Genomic DNA, 22,070 nt, shown 5'->3' with positions numbered 1-22,070 from the left:
AAGCCATGAGCAAATTCATCTTCGATGATTTTGTGAAGACCACACTCGGCGGCGCAACCCAGGCCGGGAGTGGAGAAGCCCTGACTGCGCAGCAGATTTCCGATGTCATCACCTATCTGAAATCACCGGGATCGGGTCCAACCACCAGCGTCAGCTTCGAACAGTATGTAACCGGCAATATGCAGGCCCACCCTCCGCGACTTCCGGATGGGATGGATTACCTCGCGTTCTCGGGCAAGGACACCACAAGAATCTCCAACTACACCAATGCAGAGGTGTACTCAAAGGATATCAACGGAAAGTCGGGAATAATTGGCGATACCCCATGGGGAAAGTTCGTCGATCAGCTAGCCAAGAATCCAGCTCACATCCCCGATCTCCAGTCGATGGAAGCTGGCCTCAGAAGCGTGATGGAGTCAAAGGGGATCGTTCCCTTCGACAAGAACTATGTGGGTGCGCTCCAAGACATAATGTGGAACGCCGGCAGCCCAAAGTTCTTCGAGAACGCCATTGCTACGGGCAAGCCGCTGATCGCTTTCGTGGATGGGGCGCCTCCCGATCGCGGTTTCAGTAGGTTCGAACTAGCCACCGCCCTCGACCACCCCAACGTCCGCATCAACGGCTATCCCATAAGTGCCTTCGGGCCTGAGCCGCTGGCCTTCGCAAGCCAGTCCGCCGCCGAGTACCAGGCGCTTGAGCGCAGCCTCGCGCAGCATGCCACCACCAACAGCGCGCAACCCGTCGATGTTGCGCAGGTGCGCCTGCATCTCAAACCCATCGATGGCTATGACGCTGTCAGCAAGACGCTCTTCGAACGACCGCTGCACGATTACAGCGCGTTGAACCTGAGCGAGATGTCGACCACGCGTGCGAACTGGGTCGCCGCGCATGCCAACCTGGGCACAGGGCCACGTCTGTTCGCTGATCTTCCCGAACCACCATCGCACGCGCCCCTGCAGCCAGGAGCTCCACGCGGCCCTCCCCGTGCGGCGACGGTTGCCGAAGCAGTGGCCGACGTTGCACCGCATGGCATGCACGCCGGAATCAACCCCGCTATCAAGGTTGCCGGCGTTGCGGGCGTCGCACTGCTTGCGCACGACTTCGCCACCTCCGGGCACAAGTGGATTGAGCTGAACTCGCAAGGCAATGCCGCAGGCGCAGATTCCACCGCTGCACACTTCGTCGGCCGCAACGTCGGCGGTGCAGTGGGGGGCTTTCTTGGCGGCGCCGGTGTCGGCCTCGCTTCGGGCTCGTGGACGGGCCCTGGCGCCATTGCAACCGGTATCGGTGGCGGCGTCCTCGGTGCATACCTTGGCGAACGCTGGGCCGAGCAGAAGGACATCGAACGCATCTACTCGCAGGTTGACCCGATGGGGCGCACCTGGACGCGCGACCCCGCTGATCCCAATGGGCGCTGGCTGCGAGCCGGCGAACAGCAGCAGGTCCAGAGCACCGACCTGGGCACCGGCGTCGAAGTCCGCCCGGTGCAGACGGCACAGGGTGACGACGTCACCTTCCGCACCAGCTATGTTGCCACCGGCACATTGGAGCGCCAGTTGAACTGGCAGGCGGCTCGGGCCTCGTATGAGTTGGGCTTGTCGAATCCGCCCCCCCCACAGAATCCCTACCGGCTGAATGCCAATGGCTTGGCCGAGCCGGCACGAGGCGCCTTCGAGACCGATCGCGCCTTTGTACGCGATGCCAGCTCGGGACAATGGGAACTTGAAATCAAGGAAATGGTGGATGGTCGAGTGCCCAACAGCCGCCACCTGCCAGTCTCGGCAGAGCAGGCGCAGGCTCTGGATGAACAGTCGCGCACGGTCATCGCCCAGAACGCGTCAAACACCAAGGCCGCGATGGCTGCGCGCTACATGGTTGCTCACGAGCAAGGACGTTGGAGCGACTTCGGCGACGCGAACAATCCATCCATTCCCCGTGCCATTCAGGACGCGCAGGCCAGCGCCGACACGTTGAAGGCGAGTGATGGCAATGCCTATACACGGCAGGCGGACGGCCAATGGGTCAGCAAGGGTGTGATCTTTGACAGCGCCGCCAACCGGAACCTGAGCGACGAGCTGGAGATCACCTGGCAAAGCCAGAATGACGGTATCGCCGGGCTGTACGACATCGCCAGGCAGCTCAAGGACACCGCACAGGTTGCACACGAAGGTATTCGCGGCCAGGTGGATGCGCTCTACGCGCGCCATGGCATCGAGCGCACCGAGCAGCAGCTTGCAGCTACAGCCGTCGCGGTGGAGCAGACGCTGAATCTGCAGGGCAGAACAGGCGACGTGGTTCTGGAACTGATGCCAGACCCCCGTACCCACGCGCCCGGCGCAGAAAGTGCCATCGCCACGTTCGGTGACGCCGGCGGAAACCGGATGGTGCTCACCGGCACCGCCACCATTGAGGACATTACGCGGGCGCAGTCGCAGCTTCGGCCTGAGGCTTCACTGGCTGCCCAAGGCGCTGGGCCTGCAGATCAGGCGACGACACCCGACGTGCCCGAGCTACGCATTGCTGCGTTGACTGCAAAGGAGCAGGACGCACACCGGCAAGCGCTGCAGGAGGCCAATCGTCAAGGCAGTGCGGCGGTGGATGCGCAGCAGGCAGCGTCTGCGGCCGTGCTGGAGGCGCGAGGGGTGCAGATCGACCCGGTTGAGGCACTGAAGGGCGACACTGACCTGCAACGAGGTGCGGCAGCCAGTGCTGTCGTTGAACCCGCTCGGGAGCCCACTCCGGCGCCAGCTCCTGTCATCGCCGCGCCCTCGGCGTCGATTGTTGAGCCAGAGCGCACGCGTCCCTCCCGTGAGAGTGAGCAGCCAGTAGAGAGTCGCCCTGAACGACAAGCCGATTCGGCGCAGCGTGCAGAGGATGCCGCTCGGCAGGACGTTCGGAAGGAGGAGCCGACACCGACTGCACCAGGAGTGGGCCCTCAAAGTGCCTCGCAGCATGAACCGACTGCAGAGCGGGCCTATGAGCAGGGGAATGCCTCGGTCGTAAGTACTGCGGGCAGTGCAGGCTCAACCCAGCCAGTTCACATGCAGGAGCGCAGGGCTGAGGGTCCCGCGCATCAGGGCGGTGCTGAGCCGCAGAAGCTTGCGGATGCACTGCCGGTGCAGCCTGCCGTCGCTACAGCTCAAGACAAAGCAGAGCAGCCACTGCCGCAACCTTCTGAGAGCGAGCAGGCCCCAAGGACCGCCCAGGAAGTCCCGTTGGATCTCCCAGTTCCGCCACTACCGGCCCAGGACAATCCAGAGCTGGAACCTGCAGGCCCCAGAACGGCTGACGTTGGCGGAGACGCTACCCGTCAGGCAGCGCCGCCCTCTTCCCCTTCAGATGAGGAGCTCGACCTCCCTGAGCATGTAGCGCCGCCGTCGGCCGCTCTGACGGAAAGCAATCCAATGCGGCCCGGTCATCCCGATCACCCGCTCTATCAGCAGATCCGCGAGGGCGTAGCGGAGCTGGATGCCCAGCACGGCCGAAGCTTCGATGCCACGAGCGAGAGGATGACGGCAAGCCTGCTGGTTCTGGCCAAGGACAATGATCTATCCCACGTTGATCATGTGCTCGTAAGCAACGCCACGGCAACGCATCCCGCCGGCCACACCCTCTTCGTGGTGCAGGGCGAGGCGAACGACCCCGCCCATCTGCGCGCTTCCATGCCAACGGCAGAGGCCGCGCAGACGCCGGTGGAGGAGTCACTGCTGCAGTTCGATTCGGTCAGCAGGGAGGCGCGGCAGCGCGCATTGGCCAATCAGCAGGAGCAGCAACTGCAGGATGAGCGAGCACAGCTGGACATCCAGGTGCGAGCAGCAAGCGCGTGTTAATGGGTACTACGGTCCTGGCTGGCTGATGGCATAGAGGGGATGGGGGGCAGATGGAGGAAGAGAGGGCGCCGATCGCGACTTGCTGAACATGTGAGCCAGCATGCAGTAATGACCCCGCGGCGGCCGCGGTCCCGGCTGCGAATGGAGCTTGCCATTCCACCGTTCTATAGTCGTTTCGATCATGCAAGGAAATCGCCCATGAGCAGAGCACCGGCTTGCCGGCTTGTCTCCTTCGCCCTGGTGGCTGTGCTGAGCACCACCGCCTGCGCGAAGGCCCCATCCACGGAAGAGGACCCGAACGGAACCCCCATGCGCGAAAGCGCAACCAGCCCACGCACGGTGGGCGGACAGACCTACACGACGCAGCCCGTGGAGGCTCGGCTTGGCCCGCACCGCTTCATGTTCCCGGCCAACCTCTACTACAACCAGACGGGTCCCCTGGCCGATGGGGGCGTCATGCTCACGGTGTTCTGGCCTGATTTCGATGCAGCGCCTCCTGGTGATCGCCCGGTACGCAGCACGCAGGACAGCCGGCGGCAGGTGCTGGTCGAGCTTAGATACATCGATCGCGTTCCCATCCAGAACTATCTGGCACGTCGGTCCAGTAGTGAAGCCACCAGCGCGCCGGGATCGCTGGAGCGAAGGGACCCGGTAGAAAACCTCGCGCTGCGCGTTGCACAACCCGAACGCTGGGGTCTGACGCCCTATGCGACTGACCCATCGTTGATGGAAGCCTATGCAAAGGAGTCAGAGGCTGCGCTGGACAGGCCTTACGTGCACAACCCAGGAATGGAACCAGACTGGTATGTGACCCGCTCGACGGAGGGCCAACTGACAACGTTCATCAGCTGCGACCCGGCAGACCGCATTCCTGACGGACTTGTCGTTCAGGGAAAGACACTTGAACGCGCCGGCGAAGGCCAGATCGCAATGTGCCGCCATTCCATCGTGGATGTGGGCGACAGCATCGCCATCGAGATGAACTATGCACGCGTCATGCTGAGCGACTGGCAGCGCCTGGAAACCAGCGTGCGTGATCTTCTGAGCCGCTATCGCGTTCAGTCGTAAACGCTGAGATCCGGGCGCTCGGCTTCAACCCAGACAGGCACCCGCCGAGGGTCATCACAGCCAAGGACACTTCGGCCCTGCTCTCCTCCATCATGAGCCTGCGTCTACGCGATCCAGTTCGGTGGGGGAGACAGATAAGTACGATCCCCCTCTATCGGCAGATTGTCGCGCTCACTTACCCGTGACACTCAGCGTGCCGGCGGTGGCGAGGCTGCCTTATTTGGGCCTGCGCAGGTAAGCAACCAGCAGTTCCGGGTGGAACGGCTCAAGCTGCGGCAAGGGCGAATGCAGTTGCACTTCAACCCGGTATCGGCCCGGCGAGGGATTGCGTGCCCATGCGAAGGCCAGCTGTGCGTAGGTATCACCGGGTCGTTCCAGCCCAGCATTCTGCAGCGCCAGTACGTCAGCATCGTCCAGCCACGCGCTGGTTATTCGACCATCGGCGGGGATGGGGATCGTCCGGGCAGGTTCCCCGATGATCGACTCCAGCCGGAGCAACGGCACGTCCTTCCATCCACCCGATTCCAGGCGCGCCATGGAGACGTTGGCCTGGAGCCCGGATGCCTGAACATCGATCAGTGCCTCCAGTGCCGGGACGTCGTCCGTACGATTGACCCGAATGCCGATCATGAGCGTTGGAGAGGAATTCCTGCTGGGAACATCCACATCGAATTCCACTGCCAATGGTTCATCCATTGACGAGGTGGGCATGGCGCGCACAAGCGGCACCAGATCCGGACGATGGGCCTCTGCTATCGAGCCTGCGTCGCGAGCCGCCTCGGGTCGGCACCCCGTAGCCAGAAGAACGAGCAGTCCAGCGAGCATGCAGATCCGGCGCTTTCCTTGTGGCTTCATCTTCGGTCCTTTTCGCAGGTCGCCCAGTGCAGCTCACACGTTGATCATCCCCCGCTGGCCGCACGAATCTGGATGTCGTGCTGCACCCGCTGGTCTTCCAGCTGCTGGTCCATCTGATTCGCAAGCGCACGCTGATGCGCTTCACGGCTGACAGAGTCGAACTGTTGCAGTGACTCTTCAACTGATGTCCGCGCCGCCAGCTCCGTCGGCATCGCAGCGCGCTGATGGGCCGGATTGCTGGGCTCACCCTGCACCACGAACAGCGTGTGCCCGGCCGGGTGTTCGCACGTAGCGTTGCTCACCAGCACATGGTCCACCCGCTCCAGGTCGTTGTCCTTGGCCAGTACCAGAAGGCTGGCCGTCATGCGTTCGCTGACTTCATCGAAGCTGCGGCCGTGCTTGGCGTCCAGCGCTTCCACGCCCTCGCGGATCTGCTGATACAGCGCGTGATCGGGGTGGCCGGGCTGCGTGGGGTCCTGCAGCGCCCTGTTCGGGCTCGATGCCTCATCCGGTGCGGGCGCGGCTGGCTCAAGGCTTGGCGCTATTGTGGGCTGGGCAGGAACATTGACAGCCGCAGTGACAGGCTGGAGGTCATCCGATGTAGCCAGCTCGGGCTCTGGCACGTGTTGTGCCGCTTCCTGCTCCAAAGGCCATGGATCGCGCGCAGGCTCAGCAGGCAGCGGCTCCTTGAACGGCACCGGTTCCACCTCCTGCACTGCCATGTCCTGCTTTGGAGTGGGCGCAACCGCAGGCATCGGGGCCATCTTCTCCGGTTCCGCTGCCTGCTCTGTGCGCTGCGTGGGCACCGTCTGCGTTGCCGCTGCCAGAGGCGCGGCAGAGTGTGGCGTCGCACGCTCGGATTCGACCGGGTGCGCCTGCATCGGCCCAGCGGGCTCCGGCGTCTGTGAGGCGGTACGGTTCTCGGTGGGCGCCTCGCTGTTTGGATGGGGCTGAGGTTGGGGCTCCGCCTCACGCCGCGGCGGATCGCGCTGCTCGGCGTGCCGCTGAGGCGCGGGCTTGTCCTGTGCCGCAGGCGTAGGCGGTGGCGTGACCGCTACCGCTGGCGGCGCTGCCGCAACCGTCGCAGGCGCGATGGGTTGCGCAGTCGCCGGCTCTTCAGGCCGCACTTCCACGTTCCCATCCTGCTCGGATGGCTTGTCGCCATGTGCCAGCTGTGCGGCTGCTCGTGCAACCTGTCCTACATCTACCTGCGCAGCACCGAGCCGATTTGCCTCCTGCAGTGCCTGCCGGTACACCTCCTGCTCACCCGCCGACAGCGCTGCAATGCGTAGCTCGGGCGAGTCGGGCAACGGTGCCTGCTCATTGGCACGCGCGCGCATCTCATTCCATGCGGCCTGCAGCTCCTGCGTGCTGGTAGTCGCGACGGCACGCGCCACGCCATCCTGGCCTACCTGGTAATGGGTGATGGGCCGGGACGCGCCCGCGTCGCCTTCGGCTACAGGCCCCAGTTCCTGCAGCGTGGGACCCGCAATGCCGTGCTGCTCGCGCGTGCGTGCCGTGGCCAGGGCAATGGCCTGCTCCCACGCCGGGGTCAGCGCGATGCCCGCAGCGTAGTAGCTGTGGCGCAGCTCGTTCTGGTTCACTTCCGCCGCAGATGGCAACGGTCGCGCGTCCAATGCGGCAATGGTCTGGTTGAACTGATCGAGCGACGGCTGCTGGATGGTGCGGGTCAGCTCCAACTCCAGCGCCATGTTGCCCTGCGCGATCTGGCCAGCGTGGTGCCATTGTCCTGCGTCATCGCGCTGGTAAAGCTGGTTGTCCGAGCCCTGGATGGCGTCGGGCCTGGCACGCGCCTGCTCCACCGCTTCCGGCACCAGCGGCACGAAGTCGCTGGCGCGGGTAGCGACGTAAGTCTCCAGGTAGCTGGCGGCAATCGCGGCCTTGCCGTTGGCGATGTTGTTCTCGATGCGTTGCACCGCCTCACGATTCAACTCGTTGGCGCGTTCGGGGCTGGCGGTCTGCGTCTCATACACCCCCCGATCGTTGGCGCCGGTCAGGCCGATCTTGACCTGCCGCGTCCACTGTTCGGTCTGCGCATCGCGGTGCCAGTTGGGGTTGTCCAGACGGCTCTCGCCATCCTTCGCCGGGATGCTGAAAGGATCCTGCGGCGGCGGCGCCTTGCCCAGCGCCAGCTCTACCGCTTTTACGTGGGCGTATGCGCCCAGCTCGCGGGCCTTCTCGTAACTGGCACCCACACTGCGCTCAGCCGGATTGCCCAGGCCGTCGCCCGCGCTGTCCATGACCGCCTGACGCTGCCAGTTGCGGCCATCGAACTGCCATGTGACATCGGCCTTGTCGGTCTGCTGGTAGATGGCGCGGTTGTCGAGCAGATCGGCGCCCTTGTCGAACGCCTTGCTCATCAGCAGCGCATCACCCGCGACGATGGCCGCAGGGACGAAGCTGGACGTGCCGATCACCGATGCCGTGGCCATGCCACCGACCCAGCCACCGCCGTTGCGCGCCAAGGCATGGGTGAGCTCGGACTGGGCGGCGGTGCCGTTGCCTTCTTCCAGCAGCTGCGAGGTTCGGCGGGCGGTGATGACGGCGTCGGCGCCGGATGCGAGCAGGCCGCCGGAGCGGATAAGTTGGCTGGTGGAGGCTTCGCCGAGGAGGATGCTGGTAGTTGCAAATCCTCGCTGGCCTTGCGGAACGCGCAATGGGTCTGCCGCTTCCTTACCCAGAGCATTCTCAACTATCAGGACTCCCTCTGAGGATATGCTCAGCCTGCCACCGTGGTAGGCGCCGGAGATTGCCTCCGAAAGGCCTTGACGCTGCAACTCCGCTCCACCTCCACGTGTTAACGGATTGGGAGATGACTGAATGTGCCGGAGCGTGGTCACTACTCGATGCTCCGAATGAGTAACACCCGCCCAGCCGCTATCGATCGGCGTGAAGCTCCTAAGCTGTTGAAGCTGGGGAGCGCTTAACTGGCTATAACGGGCTTCGTTGAAGAAGAAGCTCTGAATTTGTGGCCGAATATCGTCAGGCTTCAGACCATAGGGAGCGTTGGTGTAGAGATCACCATTGATCAGGCCAACCCGTACCGTGTCCCGCAGCGCCTCTACCCGCCCGGAAATCCGCGCCTGTGCGGCAGCGTCTCCGTTGAACGCGGCCATTCCGTCGGGCGTCTGCTCCAGGCGACGCAAACGTTGCAGAAGTCCAATCTGATAGTCGGCGATAGGGCCACCGCTGTGCGGAGTAATTCCCAGCGATTGAGCGAACGCCGGATCAGCTGGGAGAAAAATCCGATTCTCCGGAGCGTGGATATCAAAATGACCGGTGTCGGCGAGCATCCTGAGCAGCGGACTACGCGCCAGTGTGCGCTGCTCGATGGCGTGATGGTCTTGAAAGTGAGGTCCATTGCGAGGCATCGATCAGGCTCCTTCCTGCTCAGCAGCTGCAAAGCGGCTAGATATCTGCAGCGTCAATAAACCACATGCCATCGGCATCATTGTCAGCAGCCACGCCAGCGCTTTCCACTGCGTCTTTGAACACGTGGTCGCAAAAGACAGAGGCTGTATAAGGTGTCTTGAAGACGTGCGCCTGGCCGAGCGCGCCACGATCAAACGTCACACTTGCACCACCACCCAAGTCGTAGAACTTCCCGTTGATGAAATCTTCGGAGTTATCAATAAAAAGCTTGGAAGCACCTTCGTCCAACGCATCAATTACCCGGATCACAGTGCACAAGTAGCGGCGGTCGCCTTGGCTACCATCTTCCAGCCGATAGTCAACTTCCGCAAAGGCGAAGGCGTGAGGATCAACGGAAATCATCACGTCGTGCAGTCGCTTCGAGACCAGCCAGTATCCGCTGAATCCCGGCTCCAGATCCCGCGGCGGTGCGCCCATGCTGGGATTGAAAGCCAATCGCGGAACTTCGCGGAGTGGTGGAATGCCCCCCTCCTCTGGTAGCAGGATCATGCGGGGAGGAGACAGCAGACGATCCAGATTCTCGAAGACGACCCCGCATGCAGGGCCGCTGATTGCACCGGCCTCAAGGAGAAAGAACTCCCCCTTCCGGGGGCGATTAGCTGAGGTTGAATCCATGCGCTATCTCCATCTCATTCTGATTCCTGCACTGGACACAGCTTACCGGGGGCCGCTCACGGAGCAAATACTGGCAATCCTAAAGATACGTGCTGAATGGGCAAAATTCCTGTAACCCGGTCTGCAGCAGCCGGTATCGGATGACAGCGAAAATCCATTACACGTAGATCACCCGTCCAATGGGAGCCCTTCACTCGGTCGTCATCGACAATAGCCAAGTCGGCTTGGACGACCACCCGCTGGGCTGCTATGCGGACCTTCCACCGCACGAGGCAGTCCTGGTGTTCGGCAGCAACTACGACGTGGAGCCGGACGATGGGCGGCGGCTACAGCCGGGCGTGCCTGACTGAACCGTGCGGCTGTTCAACACGTCGCAACTGGTCTGCCATCAGTTGTCTGCTCCCTAAGGTCAGACTGCCGCAGCGTCCACGAAGGAGATGCCGCTATCCCGAGGACTCGTCGGAATCCCCGCCGCGTGAACTGCATCAACAAATTCGCGGCTCGCGATCACGAAGGTGCTGAATGGAGTCAGGAAGACATGCCCATCTCGCACCACCTCAGAGCGAATGGCCAGACTCGCCCCGCCTGCAATCGAATAGAACTTTCCGTTGACGAAGTCCTCATCGATCTCGATACCAAGCCTTGAATGCCCCTCGTCTATCGCGTCCAGTTCACGCACCACGTCGCACAGGAAACGCCGTGGCATAGGTGTGCCATCGGCCAGGCGAACATCACACTCAACAAAGTCGAACGCATGCGGATCCACGGATTTCATCACCTGCCACAGCCGTTCCGAGACGAGCCAGTACCCGCTGAAGCCGCCCTCCAGGTCACGTGGCTCAGGGCCCTTGGAAGCATCAAGGACGACGCGTGGCTTCTCGCGAAGCGCTGGGAACCCCCCGTTGTCCGGGCGCAGAATGATGCGCGGTGGATCGAGCAGCACCGACAGGTTCTCAACCTCGGCGCCGCGGAAAGGACGGCTGCTTTCCAGATCTGGTGAGAACAAGTAGAACTGACCCGCTTGAGGGCCTTGGGTGGGGCTTCGCTTCATCGCCTGCGTCCTTGGATTCCCTTCAATGATGTCGCTGATGGAGTTTACCCCTCTTGGCATGGTCGTTTCGAGGCAGATGCGACAGCCTCACGGTTTCCGCTGATGCCACCCTGTGATGGCTGAGAAGCAGGTTCTGCCCTTCATCGCATCCCTTGAAACGGAGGCAGACCATTCTCCCTCCTCAACTGGAGGACGCCCATGACCAAGATCGACCCGACATGGCTGGAAGCCTTCGACAAGGAGCTCTTCCACCTGTTCGCCATCGATCATCGCGATGCCGGCATGGATGAGTACCTGCTGAGTTGCTACGCGGACCTTCCTCCACGCGAAGCAGCACTGGCGTTCGGCAGCGACTACGACCTGGAGCGCGACGATGCGCTGTGGCCACGGCCGGGCGTGGCGCTGCAAAGTTAAGTTGTGTCGCAATCGGCACGCTGCGCGAATGGGCCCTGTGGGCTACGTGTCGCTTTTGGGATTCAGAACAGCTGCAAACCGTGCTTTTCAATGCGCATTGGGGCGATAACTTAACACCGGCCGAAACCACTGCACCGCAAGGGTTCTGCCGCGCGCGCGCCATGCAACAATGCCGTAAGCGTCAGCATTTACGGCCCCTGCGGTCTACGGTTTCTTGGCATCTCGCAACCATGCGAGTACACCTTGGCATGCCACCGGAAAAGGGTGGCGCGGGACTCGAAAACCCGTGTTTATGCCAGCTGTATGCGCTTGCCAGCCGACGTCACCTTTTATGTGGCGTCGGCTGGCAATCCGTTCGCGTTCCATGGCGGGCGGTGCGTGGGGGTCTTCGGACCCGCCGGTCTGGCATTTACCGGTTTTCGAGCCCGCACCGTCCGCCACCTTTATTGGTGGCGCTGCTATCTGTCCTGTACGGAGCATTGCCATGAACACATCGGACTTCCGTTCCCTGCACGCGCAGTACGATCCGGACAACGCCGAACCCGAGCGCGAACCGTCCGTCGATCCCAACGCCTTCGTCGCCACGCTGCACCGCATCGGAACCGGTGCGGCTGCGGATGGCCAGCCTTGGCCTGAACGGCATCAACTGCCTGGGCGGTGTCTTCAGCTGGCGGATGCGGATTGCGCGCTAGCCGGGCTGCGCGTGGTGGCGGAGCTGATGCTGGCTGCGGAGCGCACCCGGCAGAACGGTGCGCCCGAGGAGTACCTCGGGGATCGGGTGATGGAAGGGTTGAAGATGGCGTGTGTGGCGTTGACTGCGCAGGTGGCTGAGCGGTTGCAGGTGCGGGAGTAGCCCAGGTGGATCTGGCCGCCTGTCGTTCGACCGCTGGCCATCCGAGCGCCATCGGTTGACCATTCGTTTTCTAGTCCATCCGCTATCTGCAGAGTGTCAAATGAAGCTTCTGATCTACGGCGCTGTGCTGCTGGCGGCGCTGTCTGCGGCGATCGCCAGCCGGCATGCACCCAAGGCCGACTTGGAACTGCGGACGTTTCGGAAGGTGTCCGACGCTGAATTTGCTGTCATGCGCGAGGAAGCCGTTCGACTGGTGCGCGGGGGCCTAGTACAGCACGCGCGCTACGCGGGAGACCGATACTTCGAGGTCAGCTGTGACGGCATACCCGTGATGCTGGTGGATAACTCGTTGGAGCAGCTTGTTATTGTGCTGTACGCGGATAGGGAAATTGATGTTCCCTGCGTTGTGCCGCTGCTATCGCATTGGAGTGGGCGGTTTGTGGCGGAGCGGGCGCGCGCCTAGCGAATGTGAGTACAGCGGAATGGGAGACCACTCTGGACCACCTCTGCAAGGCCCGCATTATGATACGACTAGCCGCCACCACTGTGCCCTGCACCTTAATCTCGTGCTGCACACTCTCGTCGTCCGCATGCAGTTGGCTGACGCCAATTGCACCTTAGCCTCCCCTACGCGCCCCAGCCGAACTGGACTTGGCTAAGGAGCTCACGCGGTAGAACGGCGCGCCCGAGAAGCGTCTGGTCGACCGGCAAATGTAGGGGCTACTGATGGCGGTACTTTCGTTGACGGTGATGGCCAGCGAGTGGGTGCAGCTGCAGCGGTAGGAGCCTGCACCGGCATCCCCTCGATCACGCACCACAGGCCATCTGCTTGGCACCGTAGGTACGGGCACCCCAAGGTCAAAACCAACAGGCTCGGTTGGCCCATGAGGTAAAGGCGTCCACCTGAGGGTTGCTTGCTGCTTCGGCTGGCAACACAAGCCCTGGGTGGCTCATGTCACAAGCCCGGCTGTCGATGTTCACAAGCCTACAGTGCGCGCCAAGGGGCGACGCTCGGCTGAAGGCTGAAGATCCGTGGGGATAGCCGAATTTGAGGCCGAATGCGACCAAATGGTGGTTGCATGGACGGTTCTTGTCGTAAACAATCAGAGACAAGGGTCACTGTCTGACGACCCTCCCAAAGGGCATGGATGTCGCAGGGGGCGCATTCGGCTCGATGCCTGTCGCCGCCCCCAGTTTACGAATGCGCAGGATGCCGACTTGAATACACAAGTAGAAGCCCTCTCCACGATTATCCGGGAGAAGCTCCCAAGTTATGACACCTTGGACGCAGCCGCGGCGGCGGCGCGCCAGGCCCTCGAAACGGTGATGGGCCCATTCCCTGAACAGATGGATGCCAACTTCCAGGCGGCTATCGAGTTGGTGCGTTCGTCGTTCCAGAACGTAGAGATCCTGCGCAAGAACTCGCTGATCAAGCCACGGCCAACTTGGTACAACGGGCCGACGGAACATGACAAGCACTGGCCCGCGCTCCTGAACTATCTCCGCGAAGTCAAGAAGTGGAAGGATGCGTCCGAGTCGCTGGATGACTCCTCCTCCGAGATCGTCTCTCTGCTAGCAAATCCAGCCGAGGACGAGTTCAGATGTCGAGGACTGGTCGTTGGCTATGTCCAGTCAGGAAAGACTGCAAACATGACCGCGGTCATCGCCAAGGCGGTGGATGCTGGTTACAACCTCATCATTCTTCTCGGTGGCGTCACAAACAAGCTTCGCGCACAGACTCAGCGCCGCATCGAAGCAGATGTTGTGAACAGGCACGGCACCCTGTGGCAGAAGTACACCACTGCGGAAGACAGCGGCGACTTTGTCAGGCCTCCAAACGGTCAATTTGTGATGCCGCACAAGGGTGGCGCTCAGCTGGCTGTAATTAAAAAGGAGTCTACGCGCCTCGAGAAATTGCTCGAGACTGTGACAAATACGGCTCGGCCAATTAAGCGAAAGCTCAAGGCACTGATCATCGATGACGAGTGCGATCAGGCATCCGTGAATTCCGGTGCCGATGATGAAGAGATGACTCGGATCAACGAAGCGATCCGAAGGCTGATAGCGGCGCTGCCTTGCGTTTCGTACGTCGGCTATACCGCCACGCCGTTTGCAAATGTATTCATCAATCCGTTCCCGGTTCGCGCAGACAAACTGGACGACCTCTATCCCGAGGACTTCATTACAGCACTGCCTCGTCCCAAGGGTTACTTCGGCACACTTGAGGTCTTCGGTGAGGCCGACGCATCCGCCGACGATGATGCTGTCGACTTCGGACGAGACATGTTCCGATCCATACCGTCGGAAGAGGTCGATCAGCTGGTTCCTAAGGGAAAGAACGGCCACAAAACTTTCACGCCGGATGTGACGCCTCAGCTTCAGAAGGCAATCGTCTGGTTCCTGATCACTTGCGCCGTTCGCCGCGCGCGAGGGCAGCAGAGCGAGCACATGACGATGCTTGTTCACACCTCCGCATACATTGCACAGCACGACAGCATGGCGGATGCCATTCGCGCCTGGCTGGCAGCCAATCGTCGCTCTATTGAGTCGCTCTCCGGAGCCGTCGGAGACTTGGTGCGCCAAGTTTTCTCAGAGGAGATTGTCAGAAGCCCCCTGAGTGATCAGAGCGACCCAACACTCTTGGACAGCACACTCAAGCCCCTCCTCCCGGAGGTTCTGGAAGCCTTGGAACTCGTTGTTGAGAACGGCGAGAGTCTCGAGCGCCTGGACTTTACTGGCGATGCGAAGACCTACATTGTCGTGGGCGGATCGGTGCTGGCGCGCGGACTTACCCTTGAAGGACTCTCAGTGTCTTTCTTCCTGCGCACCTCTCGCCAGTACGACACGTTGCTACAGATGGGGCGCTGGTTTGGGTTCAGAAAGGGATACGAGGATCTCCCGCGTCTCTGGACGACCCAAGACCTGATATCAAACTTCCGAGCGCTGGCGCAGGTAGAGGAGGAGATCCGAAAGGAAATTTCCACCTATCGTTCGGCAGAGGTTTCGCCACTGGACTTCGCAGTAAAGGTTCGGTCAATTCCCGGACTCGCGATCACGTCAGCGGCGAAGATGCGGCATGCAATCAGGACGAGCATCAGCTTCGACGGAAAGCACGAGCAAACGACTCGCTTTGATCACACCGACTCGGACGTGGTTTCCAGGAACTGGAGCGCCGCGGCGAGCCTTGTTGACCAGCTGATTGCTGAGAAATACTCGCGGATAAAGGAGAACGTCTTCATGGATGTTCCCGGCACTGTAGTTCGAAAGTTCCTGGCCAACTACAGCATGTGCGACAAGCAGCTAAATCTCACCAAAGAGATGTTGCTGACCTACATTGATGGATCCGCCAGTCGCATGCCGTTCTGGAATGTCGCGATTGTGAGCTCCAGCAGGGCTGAGCGGCGAGTCCACTTGGGTGGCCTGAGTGACATTGGACCTGTCATTCGTTCCAGGTTGCCCGAGTCATCTGACTATGCCGACATCAAGGCTTTGATGTCGAAACAAGATGTGCTCGCTGATGTTGAGGACTCTGATGCTCAGTCGACCGATGGATGGGAAAAGCTGAAGAGCTATCGTCCCGATACTCCCCTTCTCTTGGTGTACCCGATAGACAGTGTCTCTGAACCGAGCAGGGCCGGCGATCATCGCGTAGCACTGAACGCCAAGGGCGACCTCATCGGCCTCGGATTCGTATTCCCAGGGCGCATTGACCGAACCGGTCGTTACTTCAGCGTGGAACTGAACGTCCCTACGCCAGATCAGCTCGAGGATGTGGAAGCAGGCAATACAGAGCAGGCGCAGGATGCGTGAGACTGCCCACGAACACTGGCTCTCGCTTCGCAGCAGCACGCAGCGGAGAGACGGAGTGGACGTCGCAACGGTGGCCGCAGGGGTTGACTCCGGGTTTGGTGCCATTCGCTATGCACTTACACCTGACGCAGCTCCGAGACTGCTGATTCCAGTGTCAGCTGGGGTGTCGGCCTCTGATGTACGAAAGCTTGGGGGACCCAGCGTTGATATATCTATCACGCGACTTTCGCTCAGTGGCATCTGGTCGCTCTACGTCGACATTGGCCTTCGCGAGCGGCGACTGGAGAGTCTTTTCGGCGATCTCTGCACGCATATCATTTCTAGAATCGCAGACGGCATACCTCCGCTGGCCGCCGTGGCGTCCTGCATCAGAGATTTTCGAATTCTACTGGCAGAGGAGCCTCAAGCTCCGGTTGACGTGAGCACGGTGCTCGGCTTGCTCGGCGAGCTTGTGGTTCTTCGAGAGGGTGTAAGGCGAAGCGCGCAGGCAGTTGACTCCTGGACCGGTCCCTTGGGTCAACGACACGACTTTCGAGGTCCAGGCGGCGCGTTGGAAGTCAAGTCCACCGCCTTTCTGCAGAGCTCAAATGTGCACATCCATGGGCTCGAACAGCTCTCTCCGCCCGCTGACACCCCGCTTTGGTTAGCTCACGTAGTGCTTGAGAGGGCTGCAGCCGGAAATGTTTATGTAGAACAGCTCTGCAAAGAGTTGATCGCATTGGGAGTTAAGGAAGATGCCATTGTCAGTCGTCTGGCATCGATGGGCTGTCAGGACTCCAGGGCTCCGGAGTGGAACGCTCTGCGCACCACCTTGGAGGCCATCAGGCTTTATTCAGTCTCTGACAACTTCCCAAGGCTCACCACCAGCCTGCTGCCACATGGACAACTTCCGGCCGGCGTTGGCGATGTCCAATACACGATTGATTTGGGTTCAGCCGCGGACCAATTGGTACCGAGCACTCAGCATGAACACGTCTACGAGGCGGTCTTCTCATGAAACTTGAGCTATACAGCGAACCCTTCTCAAAGAATGGGAACCTTGCGGGGGAAGGCTTCAAGCGACTGTTGGGGAGACCCAACCTCAACCTGCTTCAGACATTGGTGCGCGAGAGTCTGCAGAACGTAATTGACGCAACCCTGCCTGGACGATCCCCTGAGGCACGTATTCGCCTGCGGAAGTTGAGGGACACCGAGCGGAACACCCTGTCGAACTCAGTGTTGGCCCAGATGCCAGCCGGCGGTCCTTCCAAGCAGATTCTCAGCGACTCTTTGGAGAAGCCCGAACTCTGGGTTTTTGAGATAGCCGATTTTGGTACGGTGGGCCTTTCTGGCCCTGTAGAGGCCGATGTCGCGCCGTCGGGAGACGAGCGGGCTAACTTCGTCAACTTCCTCAAGAACGTTGGGGCAGCACGAGACAGCCACCAAGGTGGCGGCACCTACGGTTATGGAAAGAGCTCGCTCTACGCAATGAGTTCGTGCTCGCTTGTCCTAGTTGATAGCCAAACTTTCAATGAGGGAAAGCCGGTTCGCCGTCTTATGGCCTGCCACTTGGGAGAGGCTTTCGACGCGAGTGTCGGAACTGGCATTCGGCGTTTCACGGGGCGCCACTGGTGGGGCATGCCCGCGGGCAGCGACAGCGTGGCTCCCGCGACCGGAGCGCACGCACTCGACTTGAGTGGCGAGTTGGGGATGTTCTCTCGATCCGAGGCTGATAGCGGGACCTCTATCGTTATCGTAGATCCCGAGCTTGAAGTCTCTTCCACCCAGGAACTGGGTCGTGAGCTGATTACGTGTGTACTCCTGAACTTCTGGCCAAGAATGTCGGATACGACCGCGGCTGACCGCCGCCTGACGGTCAGCATCGAGATTGACGGCCAGCCGCTGGATGTCCCAGCGCCTGAGGCTTTCCCGCCACTGGACCTCTTCTGCCGGGCACTCGCCGACATTCGTTCCAATGCGGGTTCATTGAAGGACGTTCGATCTCAGCGTCCTGCAAAGGCATTGGGCAAGCTCGCATTCGCCCCGGGGGTCGCGGCGCAGAGGCATCCACTGGCTTCTTCCAATGGTGAAGACATCCTGGCAGGTGCATCGCACATTGCCTTGATGCGCCCTGTCGAATTAGTGGTGAAGTACTTACGCGGCGCCCCCTATCCGGACTCCCTGCATGAGTGGGCAGGGGTTTTTGTCTGCTCGGCTGAGTCGGAGGTGGAGGAAGCCTTTGCTCAGGCGGAGCCACCAACGCACGATGACTGGGCACCGGACAATCTTCCCAAAGGAAAGCAACAGACGATGGTTCGAGTCGGCATGCGGGCTCTCAGAGCCCATGCCGATACATTTGTGCCTACCAAGTCGCTCAGCAGATCAGCGGACCCTGCGTCCCCCAGTCTCGCGGCAACTGCCGGGCAAATGGGGCGCTTTCTCTCACCCACAAGCGCCCGCGGCGCTGGAAAACCTGAACCATCCAAGCGCGGTGGTCCATCACCCAAGAAGGGCGTCCGGCTATCTTCACCCGAGATGATTGGACTCTCTCTTGCTCAAGACGGCGCAGCACTTGCGACGTTCAGGGTTGATTTGACCAATGACGGGAGCCAAGGACCACTGACGCTCATCGTCGAGCCGAAGCTGGTCGCTGATGGCAATGGAATCAGTGCAGAAGACGTACCCTCGAATCTGCTTCCACGACTACACAGCGTGTCACTGGAAGCACACGACCTGAGCAGCAAGGGTCAGATCCTCGACGTTGGGCTATTGAGCGGGGAGGTTACCGCGGTTGTTCGAATGGTCAAGGGCGCTGCTGTGACTGTCGCAGTCCGAGTACTTAGTGAGGACGCGGCATGAGCAGAATCGCGTATCCGTACCTAAGAATTCCGGATGAAGCGGTCCAGTTCAGTGGCTGGTTTGTGGGAGACCCCAACGCTCCACTTCTTCCTGCACCGGAAGTCCTGGCTGACTGGGACTACGCCCGCGATTTGGTCGTACGCGGGAGTGTTCAGATTGATTGGGATTCCGCGTCCGAGTCGCTTCAGTTTGGAGAGGGAGATTGGCTGGCATCCGCACAGCTTCTGATTGGAACAGGACAGGGGCAGTTGCCTAGGCAAGTTCAGTATGCACAGGCACTCCCACTCTCCAAGCAAAACCCATCAGCCCTTCTGGAGGTATCGGTTCCAGGCAGCACGCTGTCCTCTCAGCTGGCCATGCGTTTGACGATTGCGTTGACCGCGCCGTCCACTGAAGCAACGCCACTTTCACCAGTGCTGAAAGGGTCTCGCTTGTGGGAGAGCAGTTGTGATGTGCTGATCGAAGACGGAGGCTCTTCCAGATTCCCGGTCTCCGCCATTGGCTTCGGAGCTGCCTTCGCCGGCAAGCCGCATGAGCATGCTCCCTGGTATGTCGAATGGCGGCCAGAGGATCTTTCCGGCGACTTTTCCTCGAAGGTCGTTCTCTATGTCAACTCTGACGAGGAGACATTCCTTGAGAAGTTCCTGTTGGGTGATCGCGCAACTATCCAGGCAGTGCTTGGCGGCGTCGCCTCACACATGTGCTCGACCATTCTCCTGCGTAACAGCAAGGACTTGGATCTCGAAGCGTTCGAGGAGGGTTCGGTTGGCGCGGTGGCGAATCACTGGCTCAGTCAGGCGTTCCCCAACGAAGGCGGGCTGGCAGGTATCGTCCGATTGCTCGAGAGTGACCCTGGGGCATTCAACGCTGCACTGATTGCATCCGCCGATGTTGGAGAGCAGACCACATGACCACCATTCTTCTCCCAAGATTGTCCCGTTTGGGCGTCAGCCGCCTGGTGGCGGAGCTCGGCACGGATTACTCGTCCGACGATGCCGTAGCCTTTTTGAATGACCACGCCTCACTATCGAGCTATGCAGCAAGTGGGGGAGTCAGAGAGCATCGTGTGGCTGAAGAGATCGCCGCGACTATTCGCAAGACTGCGGAGGGGTGTGGGTTTCCCACCTTGTCGGGGCAGACCGGGCGCGCCAAGTTCGATCGTGACGCAGCCATTGCCCTTGCGTCGTTTGGCTCACTAGCAAGTGGCGAAGGGTTGCGGGATGACGTCTGGGCCTATCTGACCACTGTATTGCTGCCCGACGTTGTGCGCTGGCGATTCGAGAGCAAGTCTCAAGAGCGATTCAGCGGCGGGGTACGTAATGCTCTGCAGCGGCTCTACATGCGAGCGTCAGCGCTTGACTTGGGACCCGAAGCGGGCGTTGATCGGTGGCGCCTGCTGAGAGCTCTGACAGAGGACGCCCATGTAGCGATCTTTGAGCGTCCACTGATTGGCGGGAACCGGGTACTTGCAAAAGCTATCGCCCACGGTTGGGCCCAAGCGGCAGCAAGTGAGTCCAAAGGGAACATGGAAGACATCATGCGTTGCGCTATAAAGCTCCTGCGCCTCAGGTACCAGATCGTTGATCTTGGCGTACTGGAAGATCAGGAGCTCGCTGACACGGTTGCGAGCGTATTCAAGGACGCAGCGGCCCAAGTGGTCGAAGTGGTCGAAGTAGTCTGATTCTTATTGAAAAGTGCCCCAGGGCATGACATCCTGGCGGCGTTAGAGGGGCGCATCTGCGCCCCTATTTATAATTGTGAAGCAAGGCATGCACATCCCAGTCGTCGACATCTTCGCAGGCCCCGGTGGGCTGGGCGAAGGGTTCTCCGCTTACACCCCTTCCCGCTCTTCGAAGTCGCGCCCGTTCAAGATCGCCATTTCGGCCGAAATGGAGGTCAATGCAGCCAAGACGCTTCGACTTCGCGCGTTCTATCGCCAGTTCGCACCCCACAAGGTGCCGGATAGCTATTACGACTACGTGGCAGGACGGGTAGACCAACCTTGGACGGACGCGACCCAGACTGAGTGGGAGAATGCCTGCCATGAGGCGAGGCAGTTGAAGCTCGGTGATCCCGAAGACGACAAGGTGCTTCATGCCCGCATTCGCGAAGTTGCGTCGCAGGAAGACCCTTGGGTTCTGATTGGTGGACCGCCCTGCCAGGCGTACTCCTTGGTCGGACGCGCCAGAAACCGTGGCGTGGTGGGCTACAAGGCAGAGGAAGATCCGCGCCACTTCCTCTACCAGCACTACTTGAAGATCATCAAGAAGTACTCACCCGCTGCGTTTGTAATGGAGAACGTCAAGGGCATTCTCTCCTCGAAGGTGGGCGGTGAGCTGATGTTCCCGCGCATTCTCGCGGACCTTCGAGCTCCTGGTGGTCGGAACGGCCCGCGCTACCGAATTATCCCTTTGGTAGCGGATCAGAGTGGTCTGTTCGACGACGACGATGGACGCCGATACATTCTGAGGGCCGAAGAGCTTGGTGTTCCTCAGGCGCGGCACCGCGTGGTTCTTTTCGGTGTCCGGGAAGACGTTGACGTTTCATCGCTCCGCCAAATCAATCGCGCGCCGGCCAAATACAGCGTGGGCGAAGTGATCGGCGGAATGCCTCATCTCAGAAGCGGAATCACCAATGTCGATTTCGAGAATTGGCCCGATGCCGCCAGGGAGATTCTGCTCCGTGCGGCAGAATTGTCTGACGATGCGAAGGTTTCAGCTGAACTACGCAGCCAAGCGAAACTGGTACCTGCTCAGGATGCTGGCGCTGGCGGCAGGGCCAGGCCGTGGACGGCGACAGTGAATGAGGTTCCAGAGCATCTCAAGCCGTGGTTGCTGGACGAGCGACTCGGCTACATTCTGAATCATGAGGTTCGCCCTCATATGTGGATGGATCTCGTTCGCTATGGCTATGCATCGGCTTTCACGAAAATTCATGGCAGGTCGCCACGTGGTGCTGGCGAATTCCCTGAAGGCATGCATCCAGACCATGAGAACTGGACAAGCGGGAAGTTTGTTGATCGCTTCAAGGTCCAGCGCAGCGATGAGTCGAGCTCCACGGTAACGAGCCACCTTCAGAAAGATGGCCATTACTTCATTCATCCGGACCCGTCTCAGTTGAGAAGCCTGTCTGTTCGCGAGGCTGCTAGACTGCAGACTTTCCCTGACAACTATTTCTTTGAAGGCTCGCGCGGGGCTCAGTTCCGTCAAGTTGGCAACGCTGTCCCGCCTTGGATGGCTAGGCAGATCGCCGATGTAGTCTACTCAGTACTAAAGAACTGAAT

The 22,070-nt window shown here is 60.7% G+C and carries 15 protein-coding genes; 11 read left to right on the top strand and 4 right to left on the bottom strand.

Annotated elements, in window-relative coordinates:
- Positions 1-5: 5 nt before the first annotated feature.
- Both AC5P65_RS03405 and AC5P65_RS03400 read left to right on the top strand, forming a co-directional pair.
- Positions 6-3,830: an XVIPCD domain-containing protein gene (locus tag AC5P65_RS03405; protein ID WP_180832600.1), complete on the top strand. Its 3,825-nt coding sequence runs from the start codon at positions 6-8 to the stop codon at positions 3,828-3,830.
- 198 nt (positions 3,831-4,028) lie between these two features.
- Positions 4,029-4,898: a hypothetical protein gene (locus tag AC5P65_RS03400; protein WP_180832602.1), complete on the top strand. Its 870-nt coding sequence runs from the start codon at positions 4,029-4,031 to the stop codon at positions 4,896-4,898.
- Positions 4,899-5,114: 216 nt separating this feature from the next.
- Here the strand turns inward: AC5P65_RS03400 and AC5P65_RS03395 are convergent, their stop codons facing one another.
- From AC5P65_RS03395 to AC5P65_RS03380, 4 genes are all read right to left on the bottom strand, one after another.
- Positions 5,115-5,753: a hypothetical protein gene (locus tag AC5P65_RS03395; RefSeq protein ID WP_180832604.1), complete on the bottom strand. Its 639-nt coding sequence runs from the start codon at positions 5,751-5,753 to the stop codon at positions 5,115-5,117.
- Between the two features lie 44 nt (positions 5,754-5,797).
- Positions 5,798-9,145 carry an XVIPCD domain-containing protein gene (locus AC5P65_RS03390; RefSeq protein ID WP_495215425.1) on the bottom strand — a complete coding sequence of 1,116 codons (3,348 nt, stop codon included), beginning with the start codon at positions 9,143-9,145 and terminating at the stop codon, positions 5,798-5,800.
- Positions 9,146-9,182: 37 nt separating this feature from the next.
- Positions 9,183-9,821: a DUF1629 domain-containing protein gene (locus AC5P65_RS03385; protein WP_180832607.1), complete on the bottom strand. Its 639-nt coding sequence runs from the start codon at positions 9,819-9,821 to the stop codon at positions 9,183-9,185.
- Between the two features lie 409 nt (positions 9,822-10,230).
- Positions 10,231-10,872: an imm11 family protein gene (locus AC5P65_RS03380; RefSeq protein WP_180832610.1), complete on the bottom strand. Its 642-nt coding sequence runs from the start codon at positions 10,870-10,872 to the stop codon at positions 10,231-10,233.
- A gap of 198 nt (positions 10,873-11,070) precedes the next feature.
- Here AC5P65_RS03380 and AC5P65_RS03375 point away from each other — a divergent pair, with 198 nt between their 5' ends.
- The 9 genes from AC5P65_RS03375 to AC5P65_RS03335 all read left to right on the top strand — a co-directional run bounded on the left by AC5P65_RS03375 (position 11,071) and on the right by AC5P65_RS03335 (position 22,068).
- Positions 11,071-11,286 carry a hypothetical protein gene (locus tag AC5P65_RS03375; RefSeq protein WP_180832612.1) on the top strand — a complete coding sequence of 72 codons (216 nt, stop codon included), beginning with the start codon at positions 11,071-11,073 and terminating at the stop codon, positions 11,284-11,286.
- Positions 11,287-11,770: 484 nt separating this feature from the next.
- Complete coding sequence (locus AC5P65_RS03370) at positions 11,771-12,139, top strand: hypothetical protein (protein WP_021202978.1); 369 nt, start codon at positions 11,771-11,773, stop codon at positions 12,137-12,139.
- Positions 12,140-12,239: 100 nt separating this feature from the next.
- Positions 12,240-12,602, top strand: a complete 363-nt coding sequence (locus AC5P65_RS03365) for a hypothetical protein (protein ID WP_021202977.1) — start codon at positions 12,240-12,242, stop codon at positions 12,600-12,602.
- Positions 12,603-13,357: 755 nt separating this feature from the next.
- The gene (locus AC5P65_RS03360) at positions 13,358-15,949 is read left to right on the top strand and encodes a Z1 domain-containing protein (RefSeq protein WP_197575690.1); all 2,592 of its coding nucleotides are present in this window, start codon (positions 13,358-13,360) and stop codon (positions 15,947-15,949) included.
- Positions 15,909-16,946, top strand: a complete 1,038-nt coding sequence (locus tag AC5P65_RS03355) for a PD-(D/E)XK motif protein (protein ID WP_495215424.1) — start codon at positions 15,909-15,911, stop codon at positions 16,944-16,946. The genes AC5P65_RS03360 and AC5P65_RS03355 overlap by 41 nt, the downstream gene beginning before the upstream one ends.
- Positions 16,943-18,787 carry a hypothetical protein gene (locus tag AC5P65_RS03350; RefSeq protein WP_180832614.1) on the top strand — a complete coding sequence of 615 codons (1,845 nt, stop codon included), beginning with the start codon at positions 16,943-16,945 and terminating at the stop codon, positions 18,785-18,787. The genes AC5P65_RS03355 and AC5P65_RS03350 overlap by 4 nt, the downstream gene beginning before the upstream one ends.
- Entirely contained in the window at positions 18,784-19,698 is a 915-nt protein-coding gene (locus tag AC5P65_RS03345) for a hypothetical protein (protein WP_138970217.1), read from the top strand. The genes AC5P65_RS03350 and AC5P65_RS03345 overlap by 4 nt, the downstream gene beginning before the upstream one ends.
- On the top strand, positions 19,695-20,468 hold the full coding sequence (locus tag AC5P65_RS03340) for a DUF6339 family protein (RefSeq protein WP_021202971.1): 774 nt from the start codon (positions 19,695-19,697) through the stop codon (positions 20,466-20,468). The genes AC5P65_RS03345 and AC5P65_RS03340 overlap by 4 nt, the downstream gene beginning before the upstream one ends.
- An 88-nt stretch (positions 20,469-20,556) precedes the next feature.
- Positions 20,557-22,068, top strand: a complete 1,512-nt coding sequence (locus AC5P65_RS03335) for a DNA cytosine methyltransferase (protein WP_138970216.1) — start codon at positions 20,557-20,559, stop codon at positions 22,066-22,068.
- Positions 22,069-22,070 lie beyond the last annotated feature (2 nt).

It is taken from the genome of Stenotrophomonas sp. YJH_SMC_48-3, assembly GCF_059369375.1.
Note: the sequence above shows the minus strand (reverse complement) of the source record. Positions and strands in the feature narration are given on the sequence as shown.

Excerpts from the sequence above, each read along its gene's own strand:
- AC5P65_RS03405 (WP_180832600.1), top strand. The coding sequence starts at position 6 with ATGAGCAAATTCATCTTCGATGATTTTGTGAAGACCACACTCGGCGGC.
- AC5P65_RS03400 (WP_180832602.1), top strand. The coding sequence starts at position 4,029 with ATGAGCAGAGCACCGGCTTGCCGGCTTGTCTCCTTCGCCCTGGTGGCT.
- AC5P65_RS03395 (WP_180832604.1), bottom strand. The coding sequence starts at position 5,753 with ATGAAGCCACAAGGAAAGCGCCGGATCTGCATGCTCGCTGGACTGCTC.
- AC5P65_RS03390 (WP_495215425.1), bottom strand. The coding sequence starts at position 9,145 with ATGCCTCGCAATGGACCTCACTTTCAAGACCATCACGCCATCGAGCAG.
- AC5P65_RS03385 (WP_180832607.1), bottom strand. The coding sequence starts at position 9,821 with ATGGATTCAACCTCAGCTAATCGCCCCCGGAAGGGGGAGTTCTTTCTC.
- AC5P65_RS03380 (WP_180832610.1), bottom strand. The coding sequence starts at position 10,872 with ATGAAGCGAAGCCCCACCCAAGGCCCTCAAGCGGGTCAGTTCTACTTG.
- AC5P65_RS03375 (WP_180832612.1), top strand. The coding sequence starts at position 11,071 with ATGACCAAGATCGACCCGACATGGCTGGAAGCCTTCGACAAGGAGCTC.
- AC5P65_RS03370 (WP_021202978.1), top strand. The coding sequence starts at position 11,771 with ATGAACACATCGGACTTCCGTTCCCTGCACGCGCAGTACGATCCGGAC.
- AC5P65_RS03365 (WP_021202977.1), top strand. The coding sequence starts at position 12,240 with ATGAAGCTTCTGATCTACGGCGCTGTGCTGCTGGCGGCGCTGTCTGCG.
- AC5P65_RS03355 (WP_495215424.1), top strand. The coding sequence starts at position 15,909 with ATGTGGAAGCAGGCAATACAGAGCAGGCGCAGGATGCGTGAGACTGCC.
- AC5P65_RS03350 (WP_180832614.1), top strand. The coding sequence starts at position 16,943 with ATGAAACTTGAGCTATACAGCGAACCCTTCTCAAAGAATGGGAACCTT.
- AC5P65_RS03345 (WP_138970217.1), top strand. The coding sequence starts at position 18,784 with ATGAGCAGAATCGCGTATCCGTACCTAAGAATTCCGGATGAAGCGGTC.
- AC5P65_RS03340 (WP_021202971.1), top strand. The coding sequence starts at position 19,695 with ATGACCACCATTCTTCTCCCAAGATTGTCCCGTTTGGGCGTCAGCCGC.
- AC5P65_RS03335 (WP_138970216.1), top strand. The coding sequence starts at position 20,557 with ATGCACATCCCAGTCGTCGACATCTTCGCAGGCCCCGGTGGGCTGGGC.